This is a genomic window from uncultured Lutibacter sp., from assembly GCF_947493565.1.
Classification (GTDB): domain Bacteria; phylum Bacteroidota; class Bacteroidia; order Flavobacteriales; family Flavobacteriaceae; genus Lutibacter; species Lutibacter aestuarii.
In genome coordinates, this window is the sequence record NZ_CANLRG010000001.1 from 34493 (window position 1) to 59439 (window position 24947).

Consider the following 24947-nt stretch of genomic DNA (forward strand, 5'->3'; position numbering starts at 1 on the left):
GGTAATGATAAATTTTAATGGTAGTTTTTTAGAAAAATCAACAACTTTTTTTAATGCTGAAAATAGAGCTTTTAAATATGGAGATGCGTTGTTTGAAACAATTAAAGTATTTAATTCTAGAGTTGTGTTTTTAGAAGACCACTATTTTAGGTTAATGGCTTCGATGAGAATGCTTCGAATGGAGATTCCTATGTCATTTACGTTAGATTTTTTTGAATCAGAAATTTTAAAAACTGTTAGAGAGAATAAGTTAACCAATGCAAGAGTAAGAATAACAGTTTACAGAGGTAATGGAGGTTTGTACACTCCTATTAATAATTCAGTACAATATTTAGTTGAAGCTTCAATGTTACAAGTTGAAAAAAAAGCAAGCTATACAGTTGATTTATTTAAAGATTATTATTGCTATTCGGGGTTACTATCAACAATAAAAACCACTAATAAACTGACAAATATTTTGGCAAGTATATACGCTTCAGAAAATAATTTAAATAATTGCATTTTATTAAACGAAAGAAAATTTGTTGCTGAAGCAATTAATGGAAATATTTTTATAGTAGTAGATAACAAGATAAAAACACCTCCAATTACTGAAGGGTGTGTTAAGGGAATTGTTAGAAAAAAACTAATTGATATACTTTCTAAAAATCCAAATTATAATTTAGAAGAAACACCTATTTCGCCATTTGAGTTGCAAAAAGCAAATGAAGTTTTTATAACAAATACAATTATAGGAATTCAGTCTGTAACAAAATACAAAAAAAGTAATTATAAAACGGAAGTAGCAGATGAACTAAAAGAAGAACTAGAAGTTTTAATTTAAAGCTGGGTTTTTTGGAGCGTTTGCCCAAATTTGGTATTCACCACCAAATGTTAATAATTGATTTTTCCATATATCATTACTGTTAACTTTAAATAAGTTAGGGTATTTATTATTAACAACAACCCAAGTAGCTTCTCTAAGTTCTTCATCTAGTTGAGTAATTGACCAGCCAGTATATCCTAAAAAAAATCTAATATCTGTTGCTTCAATTTCTTTTGAATTTAATAATTCAGTGAGTACATCAAAATCTCCTCCCCAATAAATATTTTTATCAATTTTTATGCTATTTGGAATTAGATGAGGCACTTTATGCATAAAATACAAATTTTCCTGTTCAACAGGTCCTCCATGAAATATCGTATAATCAATATTAATTTCAGGAATTAAATCTTTTAAAACAAAATCGGTTGGTTTGTTCAATATAAAACCAATACATCCATCTTTATTATGTTCAGTTAAATAGATAACAGATCTATTAAATTCTTTGTCATTTAGAATAGATGGTTCTGCAACAAGTAATTTTCCTTTTGATGGATTAAGCTCTAACATACAATTACCTTTGTTTAAATATAGTAATTTTTATCTAAAAAAAAAACTCTCTAATAAGTTAGAGAGTTTTAAAAATAATAAGATGTCGTCTTATTTATTAGTTAACTGCGTCACTAAATCCAGCACCTGCTTTAAATTTTACAACGTTTTTAGCTGCAATTTTAATAGTTTTTCCAGTTTGAGGGTTTCTTCCAGTTCTAGCTGCTCTTTTAGAGATAGACCAAGTTCCCCATCCTACTAATGCAACTTTTCCACCTTTTTTAAGTGTGTTTGTTACATTTTCTGTTAATGATTCTAGAGCTGCTTTTGCTGCTGCTTTTGTGATGCCAGCATCAGCTGCCATAGCATCAATTAAATCTGATTTGTTCATAATTTAAATATTAAATTAATTGGTTAAACATTTTTTTCTTTTAAATGCTTAACAAAGTTATACGGAATAAGGGTTTGTGCAAGTTTTTATTAAAAAAAGTACCTCTTTTGTTAATAAATGTATCTAAATGTTAATAACCTTGAGGCTTTTTATATAAATAAGCTGTAAGCCCTTTAAAATATGGGTTTATTTAAACATTGCATTTTTATGAAAAGTAAATCCATTTAATAAGCTTTTACTATCCATTTTTCGTTTACCAGCAATTTGAAGAGATTCAATTATTAAATAACCTTCATTTACGGCAACTTTAATATCATTTTTAGAAATAACTAAAAAACCTGTTTTGTGTTGATGATGAATGATTTCTTTTTTTACATCAAAAATTTTGACTTTAATTTCTTCACCATTATTAATAAGGGTTGTCCAAGCAGCAGGATATGGATTCAATCCACGTATTAAATTATAAATATTTGTCAAATAATCATTCCAATTGATATGGCAGGTTTCATTAAATATTTTGGGTGCAGGTTTTTCTTCTGCAGTTGGTTGCTTTTTTGTGGTTACATTTCCTTTTTCTATTAATTGAACGGTTTTAACAACCAATTGACTTCCAATATTCATTAATTTATCATGCAATTCTCCAACTGTTTCTTCTTCTTGAATATTGGTTTCTTCTTGTAAAATAATATGACCAGTGTCAATTTTTTCATCAATAAAAAAAGTAGTAACTCCAGTTTTAGTTTCACCATTAATAATTGCCCAATTTATTGGTGCTGCTCCTCTATAATTAGGTAATAGTGATGCATGTAAGTTAAAAGTTCCGTATTTTGGTAATTGCCAAATCTGTTTAGGTAACATTCTAAATGCAACAACTATTTGTAAGTTTACACTTAAAGCTTTTAATTCATTAAGAAAATCATCGCTTTTTAAATTTGTAGGCTGTAGTAACTTTAAATTATGTGCAATCGCATATTTTTTCACTGCAGATTCATTTAGCTTTCTTCCTCTACCTGCAGGTTTATCAGGTGCTGTAATTACGCCAACAATATTAAAATTAGCTTTTATAAGTGCATCTAATGTTGCAACAGCAAAATCAGGAGTTCCCATAAATACAATTCTCAAATCTTTCATTAAAAGTTACTTTTAAATTTATTTTGCGAAGTTATGGTTATTTTATTTTTTTCTAATAATATTTTTAGTGAATTTAAAACTTCGGTTTCGGAGTACTTTAATTGGGTAACTAGTTCTTTTGAAGATAAAGGATGGTGTTTTAAAAGCTCAATTATTTCTTGAATAATATCTTTTACGGAACTAGGTTTAGTAGTTTTTGTTTTACATACGTCGCATTGACCACAAGGTGTTGAACTAGTTTCATCAAAATAAGCTAATAACTGAATGTTTCTACAGGTTTTAATATTTCTTATATATGCTATCGTTGCATTTAATTTATCAAATTTTACTTGATTTCGTTTTTGAATACTTTTTGAAATACTATTTATGGTATAATCATCTTCTCGTGCAACTAAAAATAACAATTTAGAACTATTATCTTCAAAAAGATACTCAACAATTCCATAGGAATTTAAATCGTTTAAATGATTGACAACATCACTTTTATTGATTGTTAGTTTTTTAGCTAAATTAAATTCATTTATTATAGTATGGTGTTCTGAAATTCCACCGTAACTTCTTAAAATTAATTTAATTAGTTCTCCTTTTACAGGATGCTCATTTATATAATGAATTAATTGTTTACTGCTAATTATAAATTTTAACGTTGATCTTTTACTGTAATTTTCATCTAAAATTAAAATACTCTCTTTTTCTAAAATTTTAATAGCATTATAAGTTTGTAATAAGTTTAATTGGTAGGTATGACAAAATTCTTGAAGTGTAAAATTAAATGGGGTTGTTGGTGTTTCACCTAAAGCAACTTTATAATATTGATTTAAATGTGAATATACTTTTTTAACAAATTTTACAGAAGCTATGGTGCTTTCAAATTTTGAAGTTGTTTCAAAAAGTTGCGTATTGTTTGTTAAAAGGATAGAGTATGCTTTTTCTCTATCTCTTCCAGCTCTTCCAGCTTCTTGGATAAAATTTTCTAAACTATTAGGAATATTTATATGAATAACTGCTCTTACATTAGGTTTGTCAATGCCCATTCCAAAAGCATTGGTAGCCACCATTATAGGAGTTTCATCATTCATCCATTTAGAAAAGGCTTCATTTTTTTCTAAAAATGATAAACCACCATGGTAAAAACTACTTTTAAATTTATTGATCTGTAGAAGATTACTAATTGTTTTGGTTTGTTTTCTACTGTTGGTATAAATAATACTTGAACCACTTAGTTTTTTTAAAATTTGAAGTAATTTACCATAAATATCTTCGGTAAAAAGAACACTATAACTTAAATTTTTTCTTTGAAATGATTTTTTAAAAACGGTGGCGTTGGGTATTTCTAGTTGTAATTGAATATCTTCCAATACTCTTTTTGTTGCGGTAGCAGTTAAGGCTATAAATGGCGTTTTGGGATGTAATTTTTTTAAAACCTTTAATTGAAGATAAGAAGGTCTAAAATCATGTCCCCATTCAGATATGCAATGGGCTTCATCTATTGCAAATAATGAAACCTGAAGTTGTTTGATTTTTTCTTGAACAAAACTAGATTGTAATTTTTCAGGAGACAAGTATAAAAATTTATACCCTCCAAACTGTAGATTGTCAAAAGCTACAATTACTTCTTCTTGTGTAAGTTGTGAGGTTAAAGCAATAGCCTTAATGTTTTTTTCTTTTAAACTATTTACTTGGTCTTGTATAAGTGCAATTAAGGGGGAAATTACAATACAAACTCCTTCTAAAATCATAGCAGGAACTTGATAACATAAAGATTTACCGCCTCCTGTGGGCAATAAAACTAGTGTATCTTTACCATCTAAAACATTGTTAATTATTGTTTGTTGTGGAGTTCTAAATTCGTTATAATTCCAATATTTTTTTAATATGTGTAAAGGTGTATTCATTGTTTAATACACGCTAAAATAAAATCAGTTCTTTTGGTTACCGTTCCAGTTGGAACTTCAATAATGTTGTAATTTAATTCTTTGTAAGTTCTTTCTAAATGGTTATGTATAGCTAAGGCTTGTTCAAAATTTTCATAACGTTCGTTATCCGATATGTAAATATCTTCCCAAGGAGGCATTAAAAAAATATAATTATAGCGGTATAAATTACTTTTGTGAATGTAAGTTTTAGGATAGTCAATACTAATATAATTCATATAAGCATGTACATCTGGAATTCCTCTATCAAAAAAAACGATATCATTATTTTTGATTTCAGCATCGGTATATTGATGAATACGACCCTCTAAAAGCATTTCACTAAAGAGTAAAGGTTTGGTCAAAAATAATTGTTCAATACCTTTTTTACGTGCATTTAAAGTAACTTCTCTAGAAATTTCTGGCATGCACAAAAAATTGCGTTTTGCTAATTCTTCAATTACAGTTGATTTTCCAGTGCCAGGACCTCCAGTAATGACTATTTTCTTTTGCATAACACAAAAATAAGGTATTCGTTAAATTATACTAAAAAATAATAATGTAATTTTGTCAGCTAAATATTAACATTATTAAGGTGGTATTATATTTGCTTCTCTTATTTGTAAAAAAATAGAATGGACAATAGAACGCAATTTTATAAAAAGTTAAAGAAAAAATTGAAGAAGGATACAACTTTTCCAACAAAGTATCTATTTAAATTTATAGTTCCAACAGATGAAAATAAAATTCAGCAAGTAGAAGATTTATTTAACTATCAAGGAGCTGTTATTAATAAAACTTCATCAAGAACAGGTAAATACACTAGTGTTTCAATTCATATTGTTATGAAAAAAGCAGATGATATTATTTTAAAATACCAAGCTGCAGAAAAAATTGAAGGAATTATATCTTTGTGATTCTTTTAACAGCAATTCATAATAATATAAAATAAATTGCAGCGTTTTTTTAACACATTATTTAGTATAAATTAAAGTTGGTAAAATTATTTTATGAAATTAAAATATGTAATTATTATTTTTCTTTTTATCATCTCTAAAACTTTTTCTCAGGAAAAAGAAAAAGTTTTATTTACTATCAATAATGAGCCTTTTTATACTCATGAGTTTTTAAAAGTGTATAAAAAAAACCTGACTTTAATGCCTTCGTCTGAAGAAAATTCTATTGAAACTTATTTAAACCTATTTGTAACATATAAATTAAAAGTAAAAGAAGCTAAAGATTTAAAGCTGGATACTTTACCAAAATTTAGGAGAGAATTAAATACTTATAAAAGCAAATTAATATTACCCTATTTAAAAGATGAACAAACAACTGAAAAGTTGGTTAATGAAGCTTATGAAAGATTGCAAAAAGAAGTAGAAGTAAGTCATATTTTAATAAATTTAAAACCAAATTACACCTTTTCGGATACATTAGAGGCATATAATAAATTGCTTCAAGCAAGAGATTTAGTATTGAAAGGTTCAAGTTTTTCTGAAGTTGCAAAAAAATATTCTGAGGATCCTACAGTTAGTCAAAATAATGGAAATATTGGATATTTTACAGCTTTACAAATGGTTTATCCTTTTGAAAATATTGCATATTCAACACCAATTTCTGAAATTTCTATGCCCTTTAGAACAAAATTTGGATATCATATTTTAAAAGTTCATAATATAAGAAAAGCTAGGGGAGAAGTTGAAGTTGCTCATATTATGATTGAAGGTGATACCGGAAAAAGCAAAACTACAATTGATTCAATTTATAAAGAACTTGTAATAAATAAAACTAATTTTGAAAATATAGCAACAAAGCTTTCTGAAGATAGAGCCAGTGCTGTTAATGGGGGTAAATTGCCTAAATTTGGAACAGGTCAAATGATTGAAGAGTTTACAGATATGGCATTTTCTTTAACTAATGAAAATACTATTTCTAAGCCATTTAAAACACCATTTGGATGGCATATTATAAAATTAATTAAAAAGTACCCATTAGAAAGTTTCGATAAACTTAAAAGTAAAATAAGACAGCAAATTGAAAAGGATGAACGCTCAAAATTGATTGAAAAATCACTTATTAATAAATTATCTAAGCTATATGCAATTAATGTTAATAAAAATGCATTGCGTCAATTTCAAATTGATGATTGGAAAAACAATAATAAAAATTTCCAAAAGCTATTATTAACCATAGAAACAAAAGAAATTAATCAACTTAAATTTATTAATTATTTAAAAAGAAATAACTTATCGGATATTTATACAGCCTTTAGTTTATTTAAAGAAAACGAAATTTTAAATTATTATAAAGAAAATATTGAAAAAACAAATGCAGAATTTGCTGCTATTTTTAAAGAGTTTAAAGAAGGTTTGTTACTTTTTGATTTATTAGAAAAAAAAGTATGGACAAAATCTAAAGAAAATGAAGGCCTCATTCATTTTTATGCATTACACAAAGAGGATAAATATAAAAATAAAGCGTTTGAAAACATCAAAGGAATTGTTATTACCGATTATCAAAATGAGTTAGAAAAAATATGGATTAATGAGCTTCATAAAAAATATAACGTTAAATTTAACAATTCAGAAAAAAAGAAAATTTTAAAAACAAATTTTAAGTAAATTGAAACCAGTTATAATTTTAATAGGAGTACTATTTTTATTCCAATCATGTGATTATTTCACCATTAAAAAGGAGACAAATGAACCTGTTGCAAGAGTGAATAATAATTACTTGTATAAAAAAGATTTAAAAAACATTTACAGCTCAGAAATTACTTCTCAAGATAGTATTTTGTTAACCAATAATTATATAAATAATTGGATAAAACAACAATTATTATTGTCTAAAGCTCAAATAAATTTAGAAAATAAAGCTGAGAAATTTGACAACTTAGTAAAAAAGTATCGTGAAGATTTATACATAAATGCGTATAAAGAAGGTGTTGTAAATGAATATTTAGATACCGAAATTTCTGAAAGTGATTTAGCGCAATTTTACAATGAGAATAACCAAAATTTTAGGCTAAATGAAGAGTTGGTTAAAGTGAAGTTTATAAAATTTGGGAAAGACATTAATAACAAAAAAGAATTGATAAAACTATTTAAATCAACTAAAAAAGAAGATTTAGACAGTCTTCAAGCTAAAGAATTCAACCTTAATTCTTATCATCTCAACGATTCAATTTGGGTAAAATATAGAGATTTAATAGTTAAACTACCAATTTTAAAAGCAATAGAAAAACAAGAATTGCTAAAAAAAGATAATTTTATTCAAAAAGAAGACTCATTAAGCTTATATTTGGTGACTATTAAACAGGTGTTAAATAGAAATGAAATAGCACCAAAAAGCTATATGGAACCCACCATAAAGCAAATGATATTACACCAGCGTAAACTGTTATTATTAAAAAATATTGAAGAAACATTAATTGATGATGCAAATAAAAAACAACAATTTGAAATATATTAAAATGAAACAACATATTATTGGACTTATCTTATTCCTATTTTTTATTAGTGCAAAGGCACAAGAAAGAATTAAAGTTGATGGAGTAGCAGTTGTAGTAGGAAAGAATATAGTTTTAGATTCTGACATTGACAAGTTTAAAAAAGAACTTCAAAGTAGAATAGAAGGTAAAATTAATATTTCTGATTGTGAAATTTTAGAAGAAATTATGACACAAAAATTGCTAGCACATCATGCAGTAGTTGATAGTATTGTAGTTTCTGATCCAGAAGTAAATAGCGAAGTTGAGCGTAACATTGCCTATTTTGCTCAGCAATTAGGATCTGTAGAAAAAGCAATTGAATATTATGGTTTTAGTGATGAAGAAGAGTTAAGAACTGAATTGGCAGGTATACAAAGGGAGCAACTACTTATTAAAAGAGAAAGAGCGACCATTACTGAAAAAATAGATGTCACACCTGAAGAAGTTAGAACTTATTTTAAAAATTTAGAAGTAGATAACAATTTACCTGAGTTTAGTGCCGAAATAGAATTAGCACAAATAGTAAAATATGTAAAACCATCTGAAGAAGAGGTTGAACGAGTAATTAATAAGTTAAATGAACTTAAAAAAGAAATTGAAGAAGGTTATAGCTTTCGTTTAAAAGCAATAATTAATTCTGATGATCCTGCAGTTTCTGGCAATGGTGCTGGTGCTGGAGGTAAATACACCATTACTCGCGAAAGTGGTTTTATTAAAGAGTTTAAAGAAGTTGCTTTTAGTTTAGATGAAGGTGAAATTTCAGAACCATTTGAATCAGGTTTTGGATACCATATTATTCAAGTAGAAAAAATTAAAGGTCAAGAACGCGATGTACGTCATATTTTAATGCAACCTAAAATTAGTGTAGCAGAATTACAGGCTTCTAAAGAAGAGTTAGCCAAAATTCGTGAAGAAATTTTAAAAGGAGAAATAACATTTGAAGATGCAGTTTTAAAATATTCTGACGATGAGGATACTAAAAATAATAAGGGCTTAATTTTAAATCCTAATACAAACGATACACGTTTTGATTTAACCTTAATTGGGCCAGATTTATATGCCAAAGTTAATAATTTAAAAGCAGGTGAAATAACAGAACCTTTTTATGAAGAGGTTAGGGGTGGAGAAAAAATGCATAAAATTTTGCTATTAAAAAGTAAGGATGATACCCATACAGCTAATTTCACTAAAGATTACGAAAAAATCCAACAATTAGCACTTCAAAAAAAGCAAGAAGAAACCGTTGAAAAATGGGCAAAAGATAAAATTATTGATACCTACATTAAAATCAATAAAGATTTTAAAAAATGTACCTTTAAAAATAATTGGAAAAAGGAATAATATGTCTGATGTTGCTGCATTAAAAAAGTTGGTTGAAAAGCATAAAGCACTTCAAAATGAAATTGGAAAAGTAATTATTGGTCAAAAAAAAGCTGTTGATCACATTTTACTTTCTATTTTAAGTGGAGGACACTCATTATTGGTTGGAGTACCTGGACTAGCTAAAACATTGATGGTACATACCATAGCTAAAACATTGGGTTTAGATTTTAAGAGAATTCAATTTACTCCAGATTTAATGCCATCAGATATTTTAGGAAGTGAAATTTTAGATGAAACCAACCACTTTAAATTTATAAAAGGACCAATTTTTAGCAATATCATTTTAGCTGATGAAATTAATCGTACGCCACCAAAAACCCAAGCAGCTTTACTTGAGGCTATGCAAGAACATTCGGTAACGGTTTCTGGTCACCATCATAAATTAGCAAAACCATTTTTTGTATTGGCCACTCAAAATCCTATAGAACAAGAAGGAACGTATCCATTGCCTGAAGCTCAGCTAGACCGTTTTATGTTTTCTATAAATTTAGATTACCCTAGTTTTAATGAAGAAGTTGAAGTGGTTAAAAGCACAACCAATGATATAAAAAATGAAGTTCAACCATTGCTTTCTGCTGAAGAAATTAATAATTTCCAACATTTAATTAGAAGAATTCCTATTGCTGATAATGTGATTGAATATGCAGTGAAATTGGTTTCTAAAACTCGTCCTAACACACCTAACGCACCAACAATTGTAAATAATTATATTGATTGGGGGGCTGGTCCAAGAGCCTCTCAAAACTTAATTTTAGGAGCAAAAGCAAACGCAGCAGTTTGTGGTAAATTTTCGCCTGATATAGAAGATGTACAAGCGGTTGCTTATGCTATTTTAAAACATAGAATTGTAAAAAATTATAAAGCAGAAGCTGAAGGAGTTACAGAAAAGCAAGTAATTAAAGAATTGTTTTAGTTGTTAATTTCTAGAACTTCATTTTCAAAAAAGCTAAACATATTTCCTCCGTATTTTTTTTGGTAGCTAAGCCTTTTATGTTTTGTTAAATCTGTATGTTTGGAGTGTTCAATTATTAAAATTCCGTTTTCTGAAAGTAATTTATTTTCAAAAACTAATGTAGCAATGCGCTCAAATTTATCAACTTCAAAATCATAAGGTGGATCAGCAAAAATAATATCATAAGTACCCGTCGATTTTTCTAAAAATTTAAATACATCAGATTTAAAGGTACTAATGTCAAAATTAAGTTCTTTAGCTGTATTGTTAATAAATTTAATACAACCAAAATGAGCATCAATAGCCGTAATTTGGGCTGTACCTCTTGATGCAAATTCATAGCTTATATTACCAGTACCAGCAAATAAATCAAGTACATTTATATCACTAAAATAATACAGGTTGTTAATAATGTTAAACAAAGCCTCTTTAGCCATGTCAGTAGTTGGTCTTACAGGTAAATTTTTGGGTGCTTGTAAACGTTTACTTTTATATTTTCCAGAAATTATACGCATATTTTAAAATTGATTCAATACTATAAATTGTGAATGCACCGACAATTCGTTAAGGCTTGTAGATTTTTTTGAAGGTGAGTAGAAATTAATATTTCTAATATATTGGTAAAGGATGGTGTACAACTCAGATTCTTTTTCAATATCTCCCATTAGTACTAGGTTAAGTTCTTCTGGATTTAATTCTAATTGTTCAGCTGTAAAAAGTATGTAATAAATAAAATCTTCTTTTGTACTAAAGTTGAAGCAGTTAAAAAGTTTAAATTTTTTTTCTTTTAAAACCACAATCTCAAAGTTGTTGTTAGTAACATTCACAAAACAGAAATCTCCATCAGAATTTTTGTATTCGTTTAATAATTTTTCAATTAAAACAGTAGAGGAATGCTTAAATATAAAGGAGCCATAATGATCTAATAAAAAATTATTGATATTTACAAATGGAATATATACATTAACAATTTCAGAATTATTTATTTCATCAAAAGTAATAAAATCGTTTTCTAAAACTTTGACAGAATACTTTAAATAATCTGGTAAATATTCTTTATCAAAAAAAGGCTTAGGAACTTGCGTTACTAAGTTATTAAAATGTGCTACACTTACCGAGTTAAACTTTAATTGAAGAATTTTCTCTTTTTTAAAAATTTCTTCTACAAATTCTAAATGTTTATAAGGGGAAATACCGTTTTGATTGTCAAATTCAAATTTAGCAAAGTAACCAAATTCATTTACAATTTTGTTATAGATACAAAAAGAAAATCCATCCAAACTAAGTTGGATGGATAAATGATTTTCTTCTAGATTAAAAAAATCTATATTTTTATTCGCTATCTTTTTTATCTCCTTTATCATAAAATGGAGGCCAGTTACCGTCTTCACTTACTTCTGTTAATGAACCAACTCTAATATACTCACCTCTAACTTCTTCACCGCCAATGGCTTCTTTTTCTTGTTTTACTAGGTTAATATCCATTCCTTTTAAAATAAGGGCTTTATCAACTTTAATTTCAAAAACTTGAGCTTTTAAACCAGCAATTTTTTCAATTTCACCAATTTCTATTTTAAATTTTTGATCAGTTCCTGGAATGTTTAGCATATTTTTATAATCTCTTCCAACAAAATAGGCTCTAACATCTTCGTAACCAATAGTATCAACAACTCTTTCTTCAATTTCTTTTGTAATACCACCACCAACATTTATTGTTTTAGGAACGTTTCTAGTTTGAGTTAATGCGTATTTTGCTGTATCTAAAAATTTAATAAGAGCCTCACCATCAGAAGTGTACGTTCCAATTACTTTTTTATGAGCAACTTCAGCATCACGAAGGATTTTTAAATTATTAATTACTTTAGCATATTTTACTTTTTTCTCTTTATTAAACTTGATAGGTTTTAAAATTTCAAAATTAATTTTATAAACTAAAAAAGCCGCTAAGGCAATTAAAATTATTGAGATTATCCAATGTAATTTTTTTGGAATAAAATTTACAATTGCATAAGCCAAAAAGCCTGTAACTATAATACCAGCTATTATTATTAGAACTGTTGTCATTTTTGTGTATGTTAATTTTATGTGTGTACGCAAATCTACAAATTTTTTTTAATGAGAAAAACTTTTAAGCATAAATCAATTTGTATATTTGAAATTTATTACAAACATGACAAAAACTCCCACTGAATTTTATAAAACACTCGTAGATAAGTTTCCATTTAAACCTACAAATTCGCAAGAATTATTACTGGAAAATTTAGTTGAATTTATTTTTGATAAGAGTAAAGAAACACTTTTTATAATGAAGGGATATGCAGGAACAGGAAAAACAACCACAATTAGTACGGTAGTTAATAATTTATGGAAAATAGGGAAAAAGGCTGTTTTATTAGCGCCAACAGGAAGAGCTGCTAAAGTTATTTCAGGTTATTCAAATAGGCAGGCGTTTACAATTCATAAAAAAATCTATTTTCCTAAAAAAAATAAAGCGGGTGGGGTAGATTTTACCTTACAACCAAACAAACATACCAATACTATTTTTATTATAGATGAAGCTTCTATGATTCCTGATAGTCCTAGCAATGCTAAGTTGTTCGAAAACGGTTCATTATTAGATGATTTAATGTCATATGTATATTCAGGTGTAAATTGTAAAATTATTTTTATTGGAGATACAGCTCAGTTACCTCCTGTAAAATTATCAATTAGTCCAGCTCTTGATGCACAAAAATTGGAGTTAAATTATAATAAAATAGTAACTGAAATTGAATTAAATGAAGTAATGCGACAACATTCAGATTCAGGAATTTTAATAAATGCTACAGAGCTGCGTTTAATTTTAGCGAATAATGGCTTTGATGAATTTAAATTTCAGTTAGGTTTTCCTGATTTGATTAGACTAGTTGATGGGTATGAAATAGAAGATGCTATTAATACTGCTTACGATAATATTGGAGTAGAAGATACCGCTTTTATTGTACGTTCTAATAAAAGAGCCAATCAATACAACCAGCAAATTAGAAGTAAAATTAGAGGGCAAGAAAATGAGATTTCAACTGGAGATTTTGTGATGGTAGTAAAAAATAATTATTTCTGGTTAAAAGATTCTAATGATGCAGGTTTTATTGCTAATGGAGATATTTGTGAAGTTTTACAAATTTATAATACCAAAGAATTGTATGGATTTAGGTTTGCAGAAGTGAAAGTTAGAATGATTGATTACCCAAATCAAAAACCATTTGATACTGTTTTATTATTAGATACTTTAACATCTGAATCACCTTCACTTACTTATGAAGAATCAAATAAACTGTATCAAGAAGTGGGGAAGGATTTTGCTCATGAAAAATCAAAATACAAACAATTTTTGGGAATCAAAAAGAGTAAATATTTTAACGCCTTGCAAGTTAAGTTTTCTTATGCTGTTACTTGTCATAAATCGCAAGGAGGGCAGTGGAAAACAGTATTTATTGAACAACCATATTTACCAGATGGGCAAAATATAGAATATTTAAGATGGTTGTATACTGCAGTAACTAGAGCACAAGAAAAAGTGTATTTAATAGGTTTTAAAGATGAATTTTTTAATTAACATTTTAAAAGAGTCCTATTTAAATAAATCCATTCCTGGAATGTTAGGCATTCCATCTTTGGCGGCGGCAGCTAATTCAGTTTCGCTAATGGTATTGGCTTTATCTAGTGCTTTATTTAAAGCTAAAACTAAATAATCTTCAATTTCCTCTTTGTCAGTTAATTCTTCGGCTATTGAAATACTTTTTACCAATCTATTGGCAGTAACTGAAACTTTGACCTTGCCATTACCTGCTTCACCATCAACAAAAATAGTATTTAATCTTGCTTTTGTTGCTTCTATTTTTTCTTGAGCTTCTTTAAGCTTTCCCATCATACTAGAAAAATCTCCAAACATTTTATTTAAATTTAACAAGTTACAAGCGCAAATATAGTATTTTTGCGGCTGAGAGAAAATATTCGTTAAAGTATATGATGTTAAGACCGCCAAAGGCAGAGAAGATTGAAAAGAAGTTAGAAATTCACGGGGATGTTAGAATTGATAATTATTATTGGCTAAATGAAAAAGAAAACCCAAAAGTTATAGGATATTTAAATGCCGAAAATACCTATTACAATTCTCAAACAGCTCATACAAAGCAATTTCAAGAAGATTTATTTCAAGAAATGAAATCTCGTATTAAAGAAGATGACGAGTCAGTTCCTTATAAAAAAAATAAATATTTTTATACTACACGTTATCAAAAAGGGATGCAATACCCCATTTATGCTCGTAAAAAAGAAACTTTAGAAGCTTCAGAAGAAATTATGTTCGACGTTAATAAAATGGCCGAAGGACATACATATTTTAAACTTTCTGGAATGTCGGTAAGTCCAAATAATAAGTATATTGCTTTTGGTGTTGATACCGTAAGTAGAAGGCAATACACGTTGCAATTTAAAAATCTAGAAACAGGTGAAATATTTCCTGAAAAAATAGAGAATACTACAGGAAGTTCATCTTGGTCAAATGATAATAAAACAATTTTTTATACCCAAAAAAATCCAATTACTTTACGTAGTGAAAAAATATTTAGACATGTATTAGGAACTGACCCTTCAGAAGATGTAGAAATTTATTTTGAGAAGGATGAAACTTTTAGTGCTTATGTTTATCGATCAAAATCAGATAAATATTTAATCATAGGTTCTTTTAGCACGGTTTCAACAGAATATCATATTTTAGAAGCTGATAACCCAACAGGAAAATTTAGAATTTTTCAACCACGAGAGCGTGATTTAGAATATAATATTGCGCATTATGGGGTGAGTTTTTACATACTTACAAATAAAGACAATGCTACCAATTTTAAATTAATGAAAACCACAGAAGAGGCTACATTAAAAGAAAACTGGTATGATGTGATACCACATAGAGAAGAGGTATTGTTGGAAGATATTTCCATTTTTAAAAATTTTTTAGTAGTTGAAGAGCGTTTTAATGGTTTAAATAAAATTAGAATTATTCGTTGGAATGATTCTGAAGATTTTTACTTGCCTTTTGATGAAGAAACTTATTCTGCAGGTGTTTATTACAATCCTGAGTTCGATACTAATATTATTCGTTATGGATATAATTCAATGACAACTCCAAGTAGTGTAATAGATTTTAATGTAGATAATAAAACAAAAGAAATAAAGAAAGAGCAAGAAGTTTTAGGAGGTAAATTTAATAAACAGAATTATATAAGTGAAAGAATTTGGGCAACATCAAAAGATGGAACTAAAATTCCTATTTCATTAGTCCATCATAAAAATACCTCTTTAACCAAAAATACCCCATTGTTATTGTACGGATACGGATCTTATGGTTATACTATTGATGCTGGTTTTAGCACTACACGTTTAAGCTTGTTGGATAGAGGTTTTGTATTTGCAATTGCTCATGTGCGTGGAAGTGAATATTTAGGTAGAAAATGGTATGATGAAGGTAAACTATTTCATAAAATGAATACGTTTACCGATTTTATAGATTGTGCAAAGCATTTAATATCAATAGGATATACGTCTAAAAATCATTTATATGCAAGTGGTGGATCGGCTGGAGGTTTATTAATGGGAGCTGTTATTAATATGAATCCTGAGCTGTTTCATGGAGTTTTAGTTTCTGTCCCTTTTGTTGATGTTTTAACCACGATGCTTGATGACTCAATACCTTTAACAACGGGCGAATATGATGAATGGGGAAATCCTAATGAAAAAGAATATTATGATTATATGAAATTATATTCACCCTATGATAATGTATCAAGACAAAATTATCCGAATATGCTTGTAACAACTGGTTTACATGATTCTCAAGTGCAATATTTTGAACCAGCAAAATGGGTAGCAAAACTTAGAGAGTTTAAAACAGATAAAAATATTTTATTGATGCATACCAATATGGAAGCCGGTCATGGCGGTGCTTCTGGACGTTTTGATTCATTAAAAGAAACAGCTAGAGATTATAGTTTTCTAATAGATTTAGAAGGAAAATCATAATTTTAAAAAAATATTATTAAATTTGCACGTTGTAGATTATTATTCATAATTCATTTTTTGAATATTTCATATTTTGAATTAAACTCTTAAAAATGACACAAAATACCGGTATAAGTAACAATATTCTAGACCTTATTGGTAGTACTCCTTTAATTAAGCTTAATAAAATAACCAAAAACCTTCCAGGTAATTTCTATGCTAAGTATGAAGGGTTTAACCCTGGACATTCTATGAAAGATAGAATTGCATTGTATATAATTGAAGAAGCTGAACGCCAAGGAATACTAAAAAAAGGTAGTACTGTAATAGAGACTACTTCAGGAAATACTGGCTTTAGTATGGCTTTAGTTAGTATTATTAAAGGTTATAAGTGTATTTTAGCTGTTAATTCTAAAGCTTCCGCTGGAAAAATTAACATGTTAAAGGCTATGGGAGCCAAGGTTTATGTATGTCCAGCGCATGTTAGTGCAGACGATCCTCGCTCTTATTATGAAGTTGCCAAAAGATTGCATAATGAAACAGCTAATTCAGTATACATTAATCAATATTTTAACGACTTAAATACAGAAGCTCATTACAGATCTACTGGTCCTGAAATATGGAAACAAACAAATGGGGAAATCACTCATTTGATTGCTGCTAGTGGTACAGGAGGAACAATTTCAGGTGTGGCTAAGTATTTAAAAGAACAAAATCCTAAAGTAAAAGTTTTAGGAGTTGATGCTTTTGGATCTATTTTAAAGAAATTCCATGAAACAGGAGAATTTGATAAAAATGAAATTTACCCATACAGAATTGAGGGATTAGGAAAAAATTTAATTCCTACAGCAACTAATTTTGATGTTATTGATACCTTTGAAAAAGTTACAGATGAGTCTGCTGCACATAGAGCTAGAGAATTAGCGATAACTGAAGGGCTATTTACAGGTTATACAAGTGGTGCTGTTGTACAAGCAGCTATGCAATACAATGAGATGGGAATGTTTAATGAAAATTCTAAAGTAGTATTAATTCTGCCAGACCATGGTTCTCGGTATATGGAGAAAATTTATAGTGATGATTGGATGAAAGAGCAAGGTTTTTTTGACGCAAAAAAACAAGCTCATGAACAAGTTGAATACATTAAGTAAATAAAATATAAATTAATTAAAAGGAGCTGGAAATTTTTTTCAGCTCTTTTTTTGTTTAATTTACATTTGAATAGCATAAAAAAAATTACGTAATTTGCACTATCGTAAATATGCTTTTAAAAGTGCTATTTATGTTTAAATATATACAATGAAAGACTTATTTGAAAGAATTATAAAAGACAAAGGTCCGTTAGGGAAATGGGCTAAGCAAGCAGAAGGTTATTATGTTTTTCCAAAGTTAGAAGGTGAAATTTCTAATAGAATGGTTTTTAATGGTAAAAATGTAATTACTTGGAGTATTAACGATTATCTAGGTCTAGCAAATCACCCTGAAGTTAGAAAAGCTGATGCAGAGGCTGCTGCAGAATATGGAATGGCATATCCAATGGGTGCTAGAATGATGTCAGGGCATACGAAATACCATGAACAATTAGAAAAAGAATGTGCTGAATTTGTTGATAAAGAAGCAGCATATTTAGTAAACTTTGGATATCAAGGTATGGTTTCTGCAATTGATGCTTTAGTTAGCAAACATGATGTTATTGTGTATGATATCGATTCACACGCTTGTATTATTGATGGGGTTAGATTACACCATGGTAAACGCTTTACATATCAACATAACGATATAGAAAGTTTAGAAAAGAATTTGCAACGAGCTTCTAAAATTGCAGAAGAAAACAATGGCGGTATTTTAGTAATATCAGAAGGTGTTTTTGGTATGAGGGGTGAACAAGGTAAATTGAAAGAAATAGCCGCTTTAAAAACCAAATATAATTTTAGATTATTAGTTGATGATGCACATGGTTTTGGAACTTTAGGAGAAGGAGGAAGAGGAACAGGTTTTGAACAAGGTGTGCAAGATGAAATTGATGTGTACTTTGCAACCTTTGCAAAATCTATGGCAGGAATAGGCGCTTTTTTTGCGGCAGATAAAGATATAATTCAGTACTTACAATACAATATGCGTTCTCAAATGTTTGCAAAATCTTTACCAATGCCAATGGTAAAAGGAGCTTTAAAACGTTTGGATATGCTTAGAACAATGCCAGAACTTAAGGCCAAGTTATGGGAAAATGTAAACGCTCTTCAAAATGGGTTAAAAGAAAATGGTTTTAATATAGGAAAAACAAATACTTGTGTAACGCCTGTATTTTTAGAGGGTGATATACCTGAAGCTATGGCTATGGTAAATGATTTAAGAGAAAACTATGGAATTTTCTGTTCTATAGTGGTATATCCTGTTATCCCTAAGGGATTAATTATTCTTAGGTTAATTCCAACGGCAACTCATAATTTAGATGATGTAAAAGAAACTATTGAATCTTTCTCAGCAATTAGATCTAAACTTGAAAAAGGTATTTATAAACGTATCGCAGCATCAATGATTTAATTTATAAAGAAATACAAATAAAAAAAGACCTTTTAATTAAAAGGTCTTTTTTTATTTGTATTATATAATAGTAATTCTTTAATAACCTTCTGAAAGGTTTTTAAGCATATTTTTATTTATAATTTTAATTTTTTTTCCTATTAAATCTATAACGCCATCTTTTTTAAGGTTAGACAATAATCTAATAGCAGATTCTGTTGCAGTTCCAATAGTATTAGCAATCTCTTCTCTAGTTAAAACTACATCAATACAACCTTCATTATCAATTCCAAAAATATCCTCTAAATTTAATAAAGTTTCAGCAAGTCTATCCTTTACAGGTTTTTGTGCCATTTGTGAAATAGAAGTATTTGCTTGACTTAATTGAAGCGATATATTGCGTATTAAATTTAAAGAAAATTGAGGGTTGTCTCTTATAGAATCTAAAATATCGCCTTTAGGAATAAAACAAACATGCATATCTTCTAAGGCAGTAGCATTTAAACCTACAGGCTCATCACTTAGAATAGATCTATGGCCTAAAATATCACCACCTTTAATAAATTTAATGATTTGTTCTTTACCGTTAGTATTTAATTTAGTCAATTTACATTTTCCATCCCTAATACAATAGAGCCCATTAATAGAGTTTCCTTCAGTCATTAAATTCTCACCTTTTTTTATGAGGAGTGAAGTTTTATGTTCTGAAAATCTTTCTAATTCTTCGTGAGTTAAAGTTTTCAAAGCGTTAAAACGCTTCATAATACATTGTCCACATTTTGACATATAATCTCGATTAAATTAATCTTGTAGTAAAACGCTCAAATGTACAAAATTAAATGATATTTATCATACTTAAAAGGGAATAATTGAATAGTTTTGTGGTGTATTTAAAAAACTATGAGCCAAAATAATTGTTATCATTGTGGAGCCGATTGTGGTAAAAAACCAATTGAGTTTGATGAAAGAAAATTTTGTTGTAACGGGTGTAAAACAGTTTATGAAATATTAAATGCAAACGAGTTAACTTGTTATTATGATTTTGAAGCTTCACCAGGAACTATTCCAAGTGATATTAAAGGTAAATATAATTATTTAGAAACACCTGAAATTATTGAAAAGCTATTAGAGTTTGATGATGGTACTACTTCAGTTGCTGAATTTTATATTCCAAGTATTCATTGCAGTTCTTGCATTTGGGTGTTAGAAAATTTAAATAAGATAAATAATGGGGTTACCACTTCTATGGTTAATTTTCCTAAAAAAACGGTTCGTATAACTTTTAAAAACAGTTCTACAACTTTAAAAGATGTGGTGGAACTTATTACTTCTATAGGTTACGAACCTTATATTAGTTTAGATGATGATGAAGGAAGAAAAAGTACTGTTGACAAAACGTTAATATATCAAGTTTCAATTGCTGCTTTTTCATTTGGTAATATTATGCTATTATCTTTTCCAGAATATTTTCAGGTAGATGAATTTTGGTTAGAAAAATACAAACATTTGTTTAGGTATTTAATGTTTGTAATGGCAATTCCAGTAGTGTTTTATTCTGCTAAAGATTATTTTATATCGGCATATAAAGGGTTACGTCATAAAATTTTAAATATTGATGTGCCTATAGCTTTAGGAATTTCAGTTTTGTTTATTAGAAGCTCAATTGAGATTATGTTAGATATAGGTTCTGGCTTTTTTGATAGTTTGGCAGGGTTGGTATTTTTTCTATTACTAGGAAAATTTTTTCAACAAAAAACCTATAACTTTTTATCTTTTGAAAGAGATTATAAATCGTACTTTCCAATTGCTGTAACTAAAATTAACAAAGGGAAAGAAGTAAATATTGCTGTAAAAGATATTCAAAAAGGAGATAGGCTTTTAATTAGAAATGAAGAATTGATTCCTGTTGATGGTATTTTAATTAATGGAAATGCTGCAATTAACTACAGTTTTGTAACAGGGGAATCTTTGCCTGTGATGAAGCAATCAGGAGATAAATTATTTGCAGGTGGAAAACAAACATCTGGAGCCATTGAAATGGAAGTAATTAATACAATTGCTCAAAGTTATTTAACTCAACTTTGGAGCAACGATGTGTTTAGTAAAAATAATGAAAAAACGATAAAAAATATTACAGATTCAATTAGTAAGTATTTTACAATAGCAATTTTATTGATTGCTTTTTTTGCTGGTATTTTTTGGTATTTTTATAATCCCCAAATGGTTTTTAATGTAGTAACCGCAGTTTTAATTATAGCGTGCCCTTGCGCATTGGCTTTGTCTGCTCCGTTTTCCTTTGGCAATATTTTACGAATTTTTGGATATAAAAAATTCTATTTAAGAAATGCTGAAACTATAGAAAATATTTCCAAAATTGATACCATTATTTTTGATAAAACAGGAACCATAACTTCAAGTGATAAAGCACAATTAATTTATAAAGGAGAAGATTTAACGTTAAAAGAGTTAAGAGCTTTAAAAACTGTTTTAAGAGCATCTAATCATCCTTTGAGTAGAACGCTCTATGACTTTTTAGAAGACGAACCTTTTGAAGAATCTCCAATAAATTTTGAAGAAATATTAGGTAAAGGTATTGAAGCTACCGTCAATAATTTAACTATTAAATTAGGGTCTTCAAGTTTCGTTAATGCAATTTCAGAAAAAACAAATGAAACTTCAATACATATAAAAATCAATCATAAAATAAAAGGAAGTTTTACTTTTAAAAATAGTTACAGAGAAGGAACAAAAGAAGTTTTTGAAACTTTAGCAAAACATTATAAACTAGTTATTCTATCTGGAGATAATGATGGAGAAAAACCTTATTTAGAAACCTTATTACCTAAAAATACAGTTTTTCAATTCAATCAAAAACCAGAAAACAAACTCAACTTTATTAAGAAACTACAAGAAAAAGGAGCTCATGTGATGATGATTGGCGATGGCTTAAATGATGCAGGTGCATTAGCACAAAGTAATGTTGGGATTGCAATTTCTGAAGATGTAAATGTGTTTTCACCAGCCTGTGATGCTATTTTAGACGCAAAACTTTTCAACAAATTGCCAAAGTTTTTAACACTTTCTAAAAAAACTATTTCAATTATTAAAGCCAGTTTTATACTGTCTTTTTGTTACAATTTAGTTGGGATGTCATTTGCTTTAACAGGGATGTTAACCCCTATAGTTGCAGCAATTTTAATGCCTTTAAGTTCTATTACTATAGTGGTTTTTGTAACAATTTTAACCAATTGGGTATCAAAAAAATTATAGAACTTAAAAAAAGTAAATCAATTTTTGCGTAAGTTTATATGATAATTATCATTTTATTTGCAATTAGTAAATGATATTTTTGTCATTAAAAATCAAAAGAAAACTAGTAACTAAAAAATGGAAGTAGTCTACATAACAATAGGCGTGAGTATTGTTGTTGCCGTATTTTTTTTCATTGTATTTATAAAGTCAGTTAAGTCTGGGCAGTATGAAGATACGCATACACCAGCCGTACGGATGTTGTTTGATGATGAATTGGTTACTGAAAAAAAGGACAAAATCAAAAAAGTAAAATCAAAATAAAATCAAAAATAACTAACAATTAATCAAACAAGTATGGAAAAAGAACAGTTTTATTATGACAATAAAATCGTAAAAATGTTTCTTTGGGCTACAATTCTGTGGGGAGTTGTAGGAATGTTAGTAGGGCTTTTAGTAGCGCTACTTTTTGTTTTCCCAGGATTATTAGAATTTACAGGAGCTGAAAATGCTATTTCGTGGTTAAGTTTTGGACGATTAAGACCATTACATACCAATGCAGTAATTTTTGCCTTTGTAGGTAATGGTATTTTTTTAGGAGTTTATTATTCAACTCAAAGACTGCTTAAAGCAAGAATGTTTAACGATGTTTTAAGTAGAATTCATTTTTGGGGTTGGCAAGCAATTATTGTTGCCGCTGCAATTACGTTACCTTTAGGTTTAACATCTTCTAAAGAATATGCAGAATTAGAATGGCCAATAGATATTGCCGTTGTTTTAATTTGGGTAGTTTTTGGAATCAACCTTATTGGTACTATCTTAAAAAGAAGACAAAGACATATTTATGTAGCTATATGGTTTTATATTGCTACATTAGTTACTATTGCGGTTCTTTATATATTTAACAATTTAGAAATGCCAGTATCTGCATTTAAAAGTTACTCAGTATATTCTGGAGTACAAGATGCATTGGTACAGTGGTGGTACGGACATAATGCTGTTGCATTTTTCTTAACAACACCAATTTTAGGTTTAATGTATTATTTTGTGCCTAAGGTTGCGAATAGACCTGTTTATTCATATAGATTATCTATTATTCATTTTTGGACATTAATATTCTTATATATTTGGGCAGGACCACACCATTTATTATATACAGCTTTACCAGAATGGGCTCAAAACTTAGGAACTGTATTTTCTGTAATGTTAATTTTCCCATCTTGGGGAGGTATGATAAACGGTTTACTAACACTGCGTGGTGCTTGGGATAAAGTACGTGAAAATCCTGTGTTAAAATTCTTTGTAGTTGCAATTACTGGTTATGGTATGGCAACCTTTGAAGGTCCAATGTTATCATTTAAAAACTTAAATGCAATTGGACATTATACTGATTGGATTGTTGGGCACGTGCATATTGGAGCTCTAGCTTGGAATGGATTTATGATTGCTGGTATTGTATATTGGTTAGCAGAAAAATTATGGAAAACACCATTATATTCTAAAAAATTAGCCAATACTCATTTTTGGCTAGGAACTTTAGGTATCCTGTTTTATGCAATACCTTTATATGTTGCAGGTTTTACACAAGCATTTATGTGGAAACAATTCAATCCTGATGGAACTTTAGTTTATGGTAACTTTCTTGAAACCGTAACACAAGTAATTCCAATGTATGCTATGCGTGCTATTGGTGGTACTTTATATTTAACAGGTTTCATTTTGTTAGCAATCAATATTATTAAAACTGCAAAAGCTGGTTCAACCGTTGAAGATGAATTAGCAGAAGCAGCACCATTGAAAAAAATTAGTGGGCAAAGAGTTGCTGGTGAAGGATTCCATACTTGGCTAGAAAGAAAAGTAGTGCTATTTTCTATTTTAACTACTGTAGCTATTTTAATTGGGGGTTTAGTTGAAATTGTTCCTTTATTATTAGTAAAATCTAACGTGCCAACTATCGAAAGTGTTAAACCATATACACCGTTAGAATTAGAAGGTAGAGATATTTATATTAGAGAAGGTTGTAATAACTGTCACTCACAAATGATTCGTCCTTTCCGTTCTGAAGTTGAACGTTATGGTGAGTATTCTAAAGCAGGTGAATTTGTTTATGATTTTCCATTTTTATGGGGATCTCGTAGAACTGGGCCAGACGTTCATAGAGTTGGAGGAAAATATAATGATAATTGGCATTTTAACCATATGTTAGATCCTAGATCTACATCGCCAGGATCTATTATGCCTCGTTACGCTTGGTTAGTTAAAAATGATATAAATGCTTCTAATTTAGAAAATAAAATGAAAGGGTTAGTCTCTTTAGGAGTGCCATACTCTGACGAGGATATTAGTGGAGCAAAACAAGCACTTTTAACCCAAGCTAAAGAAATTGAAAATAACTTAAGACAAGATCCAGAGTTTGTTAAAAATTATGGATCAAGCAATATCCAAAATAAGGAAATTGTAGCATTAATTGCTTATTTGCAAAGATTGGGTACAGATATTAAAACAACTAAAACAGCATTAAAATAATT

23 protein-coding genes are annotated in these 24947 nt (G+C 28.6%); 13 read left to right on the plus strand and 10 right to left on the minus strand.

The window, feature by feature from the left end; genetic code table 11:
• Positions 1-4: 4 nt before the first annotated feature.
• Positions 5-823 (plus strand): aminotransferase class IV, encoded by an 819-nt coding sequence (locus Q0714_RS00140; protein WP_298262264.1) that lies wholly within the window; start codon positions 5-7, stop codon positions 821-823.
• On the opposite strand, the gene Q0714_RS00145 is transcribed toward Q0714_RS00140, so the two are convergent.
• From Q0714_RS00145 to Q0714_RS00165, 5 genes are all read right to left on the minus strand, one after another.
• Entirely contained in the window at positions 815-1372 is a 558-nt protein-coding gene (locus Q0714_RS00145) for a YqgE/AlgH family protein (protein ID WP_298262265.1), read from the minus strand. The two genes, Q0714_RS00140 and Q0714_RS00145, sit on opposite strands and share 9 nt — an antisense overlap.
• Positions 1373-1469: 97 nt before the next feature.
• Positions 1470-1742, minus strand: a complete 273-nt coding sequence (locus tag Q0714_RS00150) for an HU family DNA-binding protein (protein ID WP_298262266.1) — start codon at positions 1740-1742, stop codon at positions 1470-1472.
• Positions 1743-1928: 186 nt separating this feature from the next.
• Positions 1929-2873: a methionyl-tRNA formyltransferase gene (gene fmt, locus Q0714_RS00155; protein ID WP_298262267.1), complete on the minus strand. Its 945-nt coding sequence runs from the start codon at positions 2871-2873 to the stop codon at positions 1929-1931.
• Positions 2873-4768, minus strand: a complete 1896-nt coding sequence (locus tag Q0714_RS00160; protein WP_298262268.1) for an ATP-dependent DNA helicase RecQ — start codon at positions 4766-4768, stop codon at positions 2873-2875. Before Q0714_RS00160 ends, fmt begins: the two co-directional genes overlap by 1 nt.
• Positions 4765-5301 carry an ATP-binding protein gene (locus tag Q0714_RS00165; RefSeq protein WP_298262269.1) on the minus strand — a complete coding sequence of 179 codons (537 nt, stop codon included), beginning with the start codon at positions 5299-5301 and terminating at the stop codon, positions 4765-4767. Before Q0714_RS00165 ends, Q0714_RS00160 begins: the two co-directional genes overlap by 4 nt.
• Before the next feature lie 120 nt (positions 5302-5421).
• Between Q0714_RS00165 and Q0714_RS00170 the strand changes: the two genes are divergently transcribed.
• The 5 genes from Q0714_RS00170 to Q0714_RS00190 all read left to right on the plus strand — a co-directional run bounded on the left by Q0714_RS00170 (position 5422) and on the right by Q0714_RS00190 (position 10572).
• The gene (locus Q0714_RS00170) at positions 5422-5703 is read left to right on the plus strand and encodes a DUF493 family protein (protein WP_298262270.1); all 282 of its coding nucleotides are present in this window, start codon (positions 5422-5424) and stop codon (positions 5701-5703) included.
• Between the two features lie 93 nt (positions 5704-5796).
• Positions 5797-7407 (plus strand): peptidylprolyl isomerase, encoded by a 1611-nt coding sequence (locus Q0714_RS00175; RefSeq protein ID WP_298262271.1) that lies wholly within the window; start codon positions 5797-5799, stop codon positions 7405-7407.
• 1 nt (position 7408) lies between these two features.
• Positions 7409-8257, plus strand: coding sequence for a peptidyl-prolyl cis-trans isomerase (locus Q0714_RS00180; protein WP_298262272.1), 849 nt, complete (start codon positions 7409-7411; stop codon positions 8255-8257).
• Between the two features lies 1 nt (position 8258).
• Complete coding sequence (locus Q0714_RS00185; RefSeq protein WP_298262273.1) at positions 8259-9617, plus strand: peptidylprolyl isomerase; 1359 nt, start codon at positions 8259-8261, stop codon at positions 9615-9617.
• 1 nt (position 9618) lies between these two features.
• A complete protein-coding gene (locus Q0714_RS00190; RefSeq protein ID WP_298262274.1) occupies positions 9619-10572 on the plus strand; it encodes a MoxR family ATPase in 954 nt (317 codons plus the stop codon).
• Here Q0714_RS00190 and rsmD read toward each other — a convergent pair.
• From rsmD to Q0714_RS00205, 3 genes are read right to left on the minus strand one after another with little or no spacing between them, the layout of a single operon-like run.
• A complete protein-coding gene (gene rsmD, locus Q0714_RS00195; RefSeq protein ID WP_298262275.1) occupies positions 10569-11126 on the minus strand; it encodes a 16S rRNA (guanine(966)-N(2))-methyltransferase RsmD in 558 nt (185 codons plus the stop codon). The genes Q0714_RS00190 and rsmD overlap by 4 nt on opposite strands.
• A 3-nt stretch (positions 11127-11129) precedes the next feature.
• Positions 11130-11975, minus strand: a complete 846-nt coding sequence (locus Q0714_RS00200; protein WP_298262276.1) for a DUF3822 family protein — start codon at positions 11973-11975, stop codon at positions 11130-11132.
• Complete coding sequence (locus tag Q0714_RS00205; RefSeq protein ID WP_298262277.1) at positions 11944-12675, minus strand: hypothetical protein; 732 nt, start codon at positions 12673-12675, stop codon at positions 11944-11946. Before Q0714_RS00205 ends, Q0714_RS00200 begins: the two co-directional genes overlap by 32 nt.
• A 106-nt stretch (positions 12676-12781) precedes the next feature.
• Here Q0714_RS00205 and Q0714_RS00210 point away from each other — a divergent pair, with 106 nt between their 5' ends.
• On the plus strand, positions 12782-14206 hold the full coding sequence (locus Q0714_RS00210) for an ATP-binding domain-containing protein (RefSeq protein WP_298262278.1): 1425 nt from the start codon (positions 12782-12784) through the stop codon (positions 14204-14206).
• Positions 14207-14221: 15 nt separating this feature from the next.
• Here Q0714_RS00210 and Q0714_RS00215 read toward each other — a convergent pair whose 3' ends face one another.
• A complete protein-coding gene (locus Q0714_RS00215; protein ID WP_298262279.1) occupies positions 14222-14542 on the minus strand; it encodes a YbaB/EbfC family nucleoid-associated protein in 321 nt (106 codons plus the stop codon).
• A 74-nt stretch (positions 14543-14616) separates the two neighbouring features.
• Between Q0714_RS00215 and Q0714_RS00220 the strand changes: the two genes are divergently transcribed.
• From Q0714_RS00220 to Q0714_RS00230, 3 genes are all read left to right on the plus strand, one after another.
• Entirely contained in the window at positions 14617-16668 is a 2052-nt protein-coding gene (locus tag Q0714_RS00220) for a S9 family peptidase (RefSeq protein ID WP_298262280.1), read from the plus strand.
• 92 nt (positions 16669-16760) lie between these two features.
• Positions 16761-17798, plus strand: a complete 1038-nt coding sequence (locus Q0714_RS00225; protein ID WP_298262281.1) for a PLP-dependent cysteine synthase family protein — start codon at positions 16761-16763, stop codon at positions 17796-17798.
• A gap of 148 nt (positions 17799-17946) precedes the next feature.
• On the plus strand, positions 17947-19191 hold the full coding sequence (locus Q0714_RS00230; RefSeq protein ID WP_298262282.1) for an aminotransferase class I/II-fold pyridoxal phosphate-dependent enzyme: 1245 nt from the start codon (positions 17947-17949) through the stop codon (positions 19189-19191).
• Between the two features lie 78 nt (positions 19192-19269).
• On the opposite strand, the gene Q0714_RS00235 is transcribed toward Q0714_RS00230, so the two are convergent.
• A complete protein-coding gene (locus Q0714_RS00235) occupies positions 19270-19932 on the minus strand; it encodes a Crp/Fnr family transcriptional regulator (RefSeq protein WP_363317294.1) in 663 nt (220 codons plus the stop codon).
• Between the two features lie 138 nt (positions 19933-20070).
• On the opposite strand from Q0714_RS00235, the gene Q0714_RS00240 reads away from it, so the two are divergent.
• The 3 genes from Q0714_RS00240 (at position 20071) to ccoN (ending at position 24945) form a co-directional block, all read left to right on the plus strand.
• Positions 20071-22440: a heavy metal translocating P-type ATPase metal-binding domain-containing protein gene (locus Q0714_RS00240; RefSeq protein ID WP_298262284.1), complete on the plus strand. Its 2370-nt coding sequence runs from the start codon at positions 20071-20073 to the stop codon at positions 22438-22440.
• 117 nt (positions 22441-22557) lie between these two features.
• Positions 22558-22743 carry a cbb3-type cytochrome oxidase assembly protein CcoS gene (ccoS, locus tag Q0714_RS00245; RefSeq protein ID WP_298262285.1) on the plus strand — a complete coding sequence of 62 codons (186 nt, stop codon included), beginning with the start codon at positions 22558-22560 and terminating at the stop codon, positions 22741-22743.
• Between the two features lie 33 nt (positions 22744-22776).
• Complete coding sequence (gene ccoN, locus Q0714_RS00250; RefSeq protein WP_298262286.1) at positions 22777-24945, plus strand: cytochrome-c oxidase, cbb3-type subunit I; 2169 nt, start codon at positions 22777-22779, stop codon at positions 24943-24945.
• Positions 24946-24947: the final 2 nt, after the last annotated feature.

Coding starts and splice junctions, on each gene's coding strand:
- Q0714_RS00140 (WP_298262264.1), top strand. CDS start 5: ATGATAAATTTTAATGGTAGTTTTTTAGAAAAATCAACAACTTTTTTT.
- Q0714_RS00145 (WP_298262265.1), bottom strand. CDS start 1,372: ATGTTAGAGCTTAATCCATCAAAAGGAAAATTACTTGTTGCAGAACCA.
- Q0714_RS00150 (WP_298262266.1), bottom strand. CDS start 1,742: ATGAACAAATCAGATTTAATTGATGCTATGGCAGCTGATGCTGGCATC.
- fmt (WP_298262267.1), bottom strand. CDS start 2,873: ATGAAAGATTTGAGAATTGTATTTATGGGAACTCCTGATTTTGCTGTT.
- Q0714_RS00160 (WP_298262268.1), bottom strand. CDS start 4,768: ATGAATACACCTTTACACATATTAAAAAAATATTGGAATTATAACGAA.
- Q0714_RS00165 (WP_298262269.1), bottom strand. CDS start 5,301: ATGCAAAAGAAAATAGTCATTACTGGAGGTCCTGGCACTGGAAAATCA.
- Q0714_RS00170 (WP_298262270.1), top strand. CDS start 5,422: ATGGACAATAGAACGCAATTTTATAAAAAGTTAAAGAAAAAATTGAAG.
- Q0714_RS00175 (WP_298262271.1), top strand. CDS start 5,797: ATGAAATTAAAATATGTAATTATTATTTTTCTTTTTATCATCTCTAAA.
- Q0714_RS00185 (WP_298262273.1), top strand. CDS start 8,259: ATGAAACAACATATTATTGGACTTATCTTATTCCTATTTTTTATTAGT.
- Q0714_RS00190 (WP_298262274.1), top strand. CDS start 9,619: ATGTCTGATGTTGCTGCATTAAAAAAGTTGGTTGAAAAGCATAAAGCA.
- rsmD (WP_298262275.1), bottom strand. CDS start 11,126: ATGCGTATAATTTCTGGAAAATATAAAAGTAAACGTTTACAAGCACCC.
- Q0714_RS00200 (WP_298262276.1), bottom strand. CDS start 11,975: ATGATAAAGGAGATAAAAAAGATAGCGAATAAAAATATAGATTTTTTT.
- Q0714_RS00205 (WP_298262277.1), bottom strand. CDS start 12,675: ATGACAACAGTTCTAATAATAATAGCTGGTATTATAGTTACAGGCTTT.
- Q0714_RS00210 (WP_298262278.1), top strand. CDS start 12,782: ATGACAAAAACTCCCACTGAATTTTATAAAACACTCGTAGATAAGTTT.
- Q0714_RS00215 (WP_298262279.1), bottom strand. CDS start 14,542: ATGTTTGGAGATTTTTCTAGTATGATGGGAAAGCTTAAAGAAGCTCAA.
- Q0714_RS00220 (WP_298262280.1), top strand. CDS start 14,617: ATGATGTTAAGACCGCCAAAGGCAGAGAAGATTGAAAAGAAGTTAGAA.
- Q0714_RS00225 (WP_298262281.1), top strand. CDS start 16,761: ATGACACAAAATACCGGTATAAGTAACAATATTCTAGACCTTATTGGT.
- Q0714_RS00230 (WP_298262282.1), top strand. CDS start 17,947: ATGAAAGACTTATTTGAAAGAATTATAAAAGACAAAGGTCCGTTAGGG.
- Q0714_RS00235 (WP_363317294.1), bottom strand. CDS start 19,932: ATGAAGCGTTTTAACGCTTTGAAAACTTTAACTCACGAAGAATTAGAA.
- Q0714_RS00240 (WP_298262284.1), top strand. CDS start 20,071: ATGAGCCAAAATAATTGTTATCATTGTGGAGCCGATTGTGGTAAAAAA.
- ccoS (WP_298262285.1), top strand. CDS start 22,558: ATGGAAGTAGTCTACATAACAATAGGCGTGAGTATTGTTGTTGCCGTA.
- ccoN (WP_298262286.1), top strand. CDS start 22,777: ATGGAAAAAGAACAGTTTTATTATGACAATAAAATCGTAAAAATGTTT.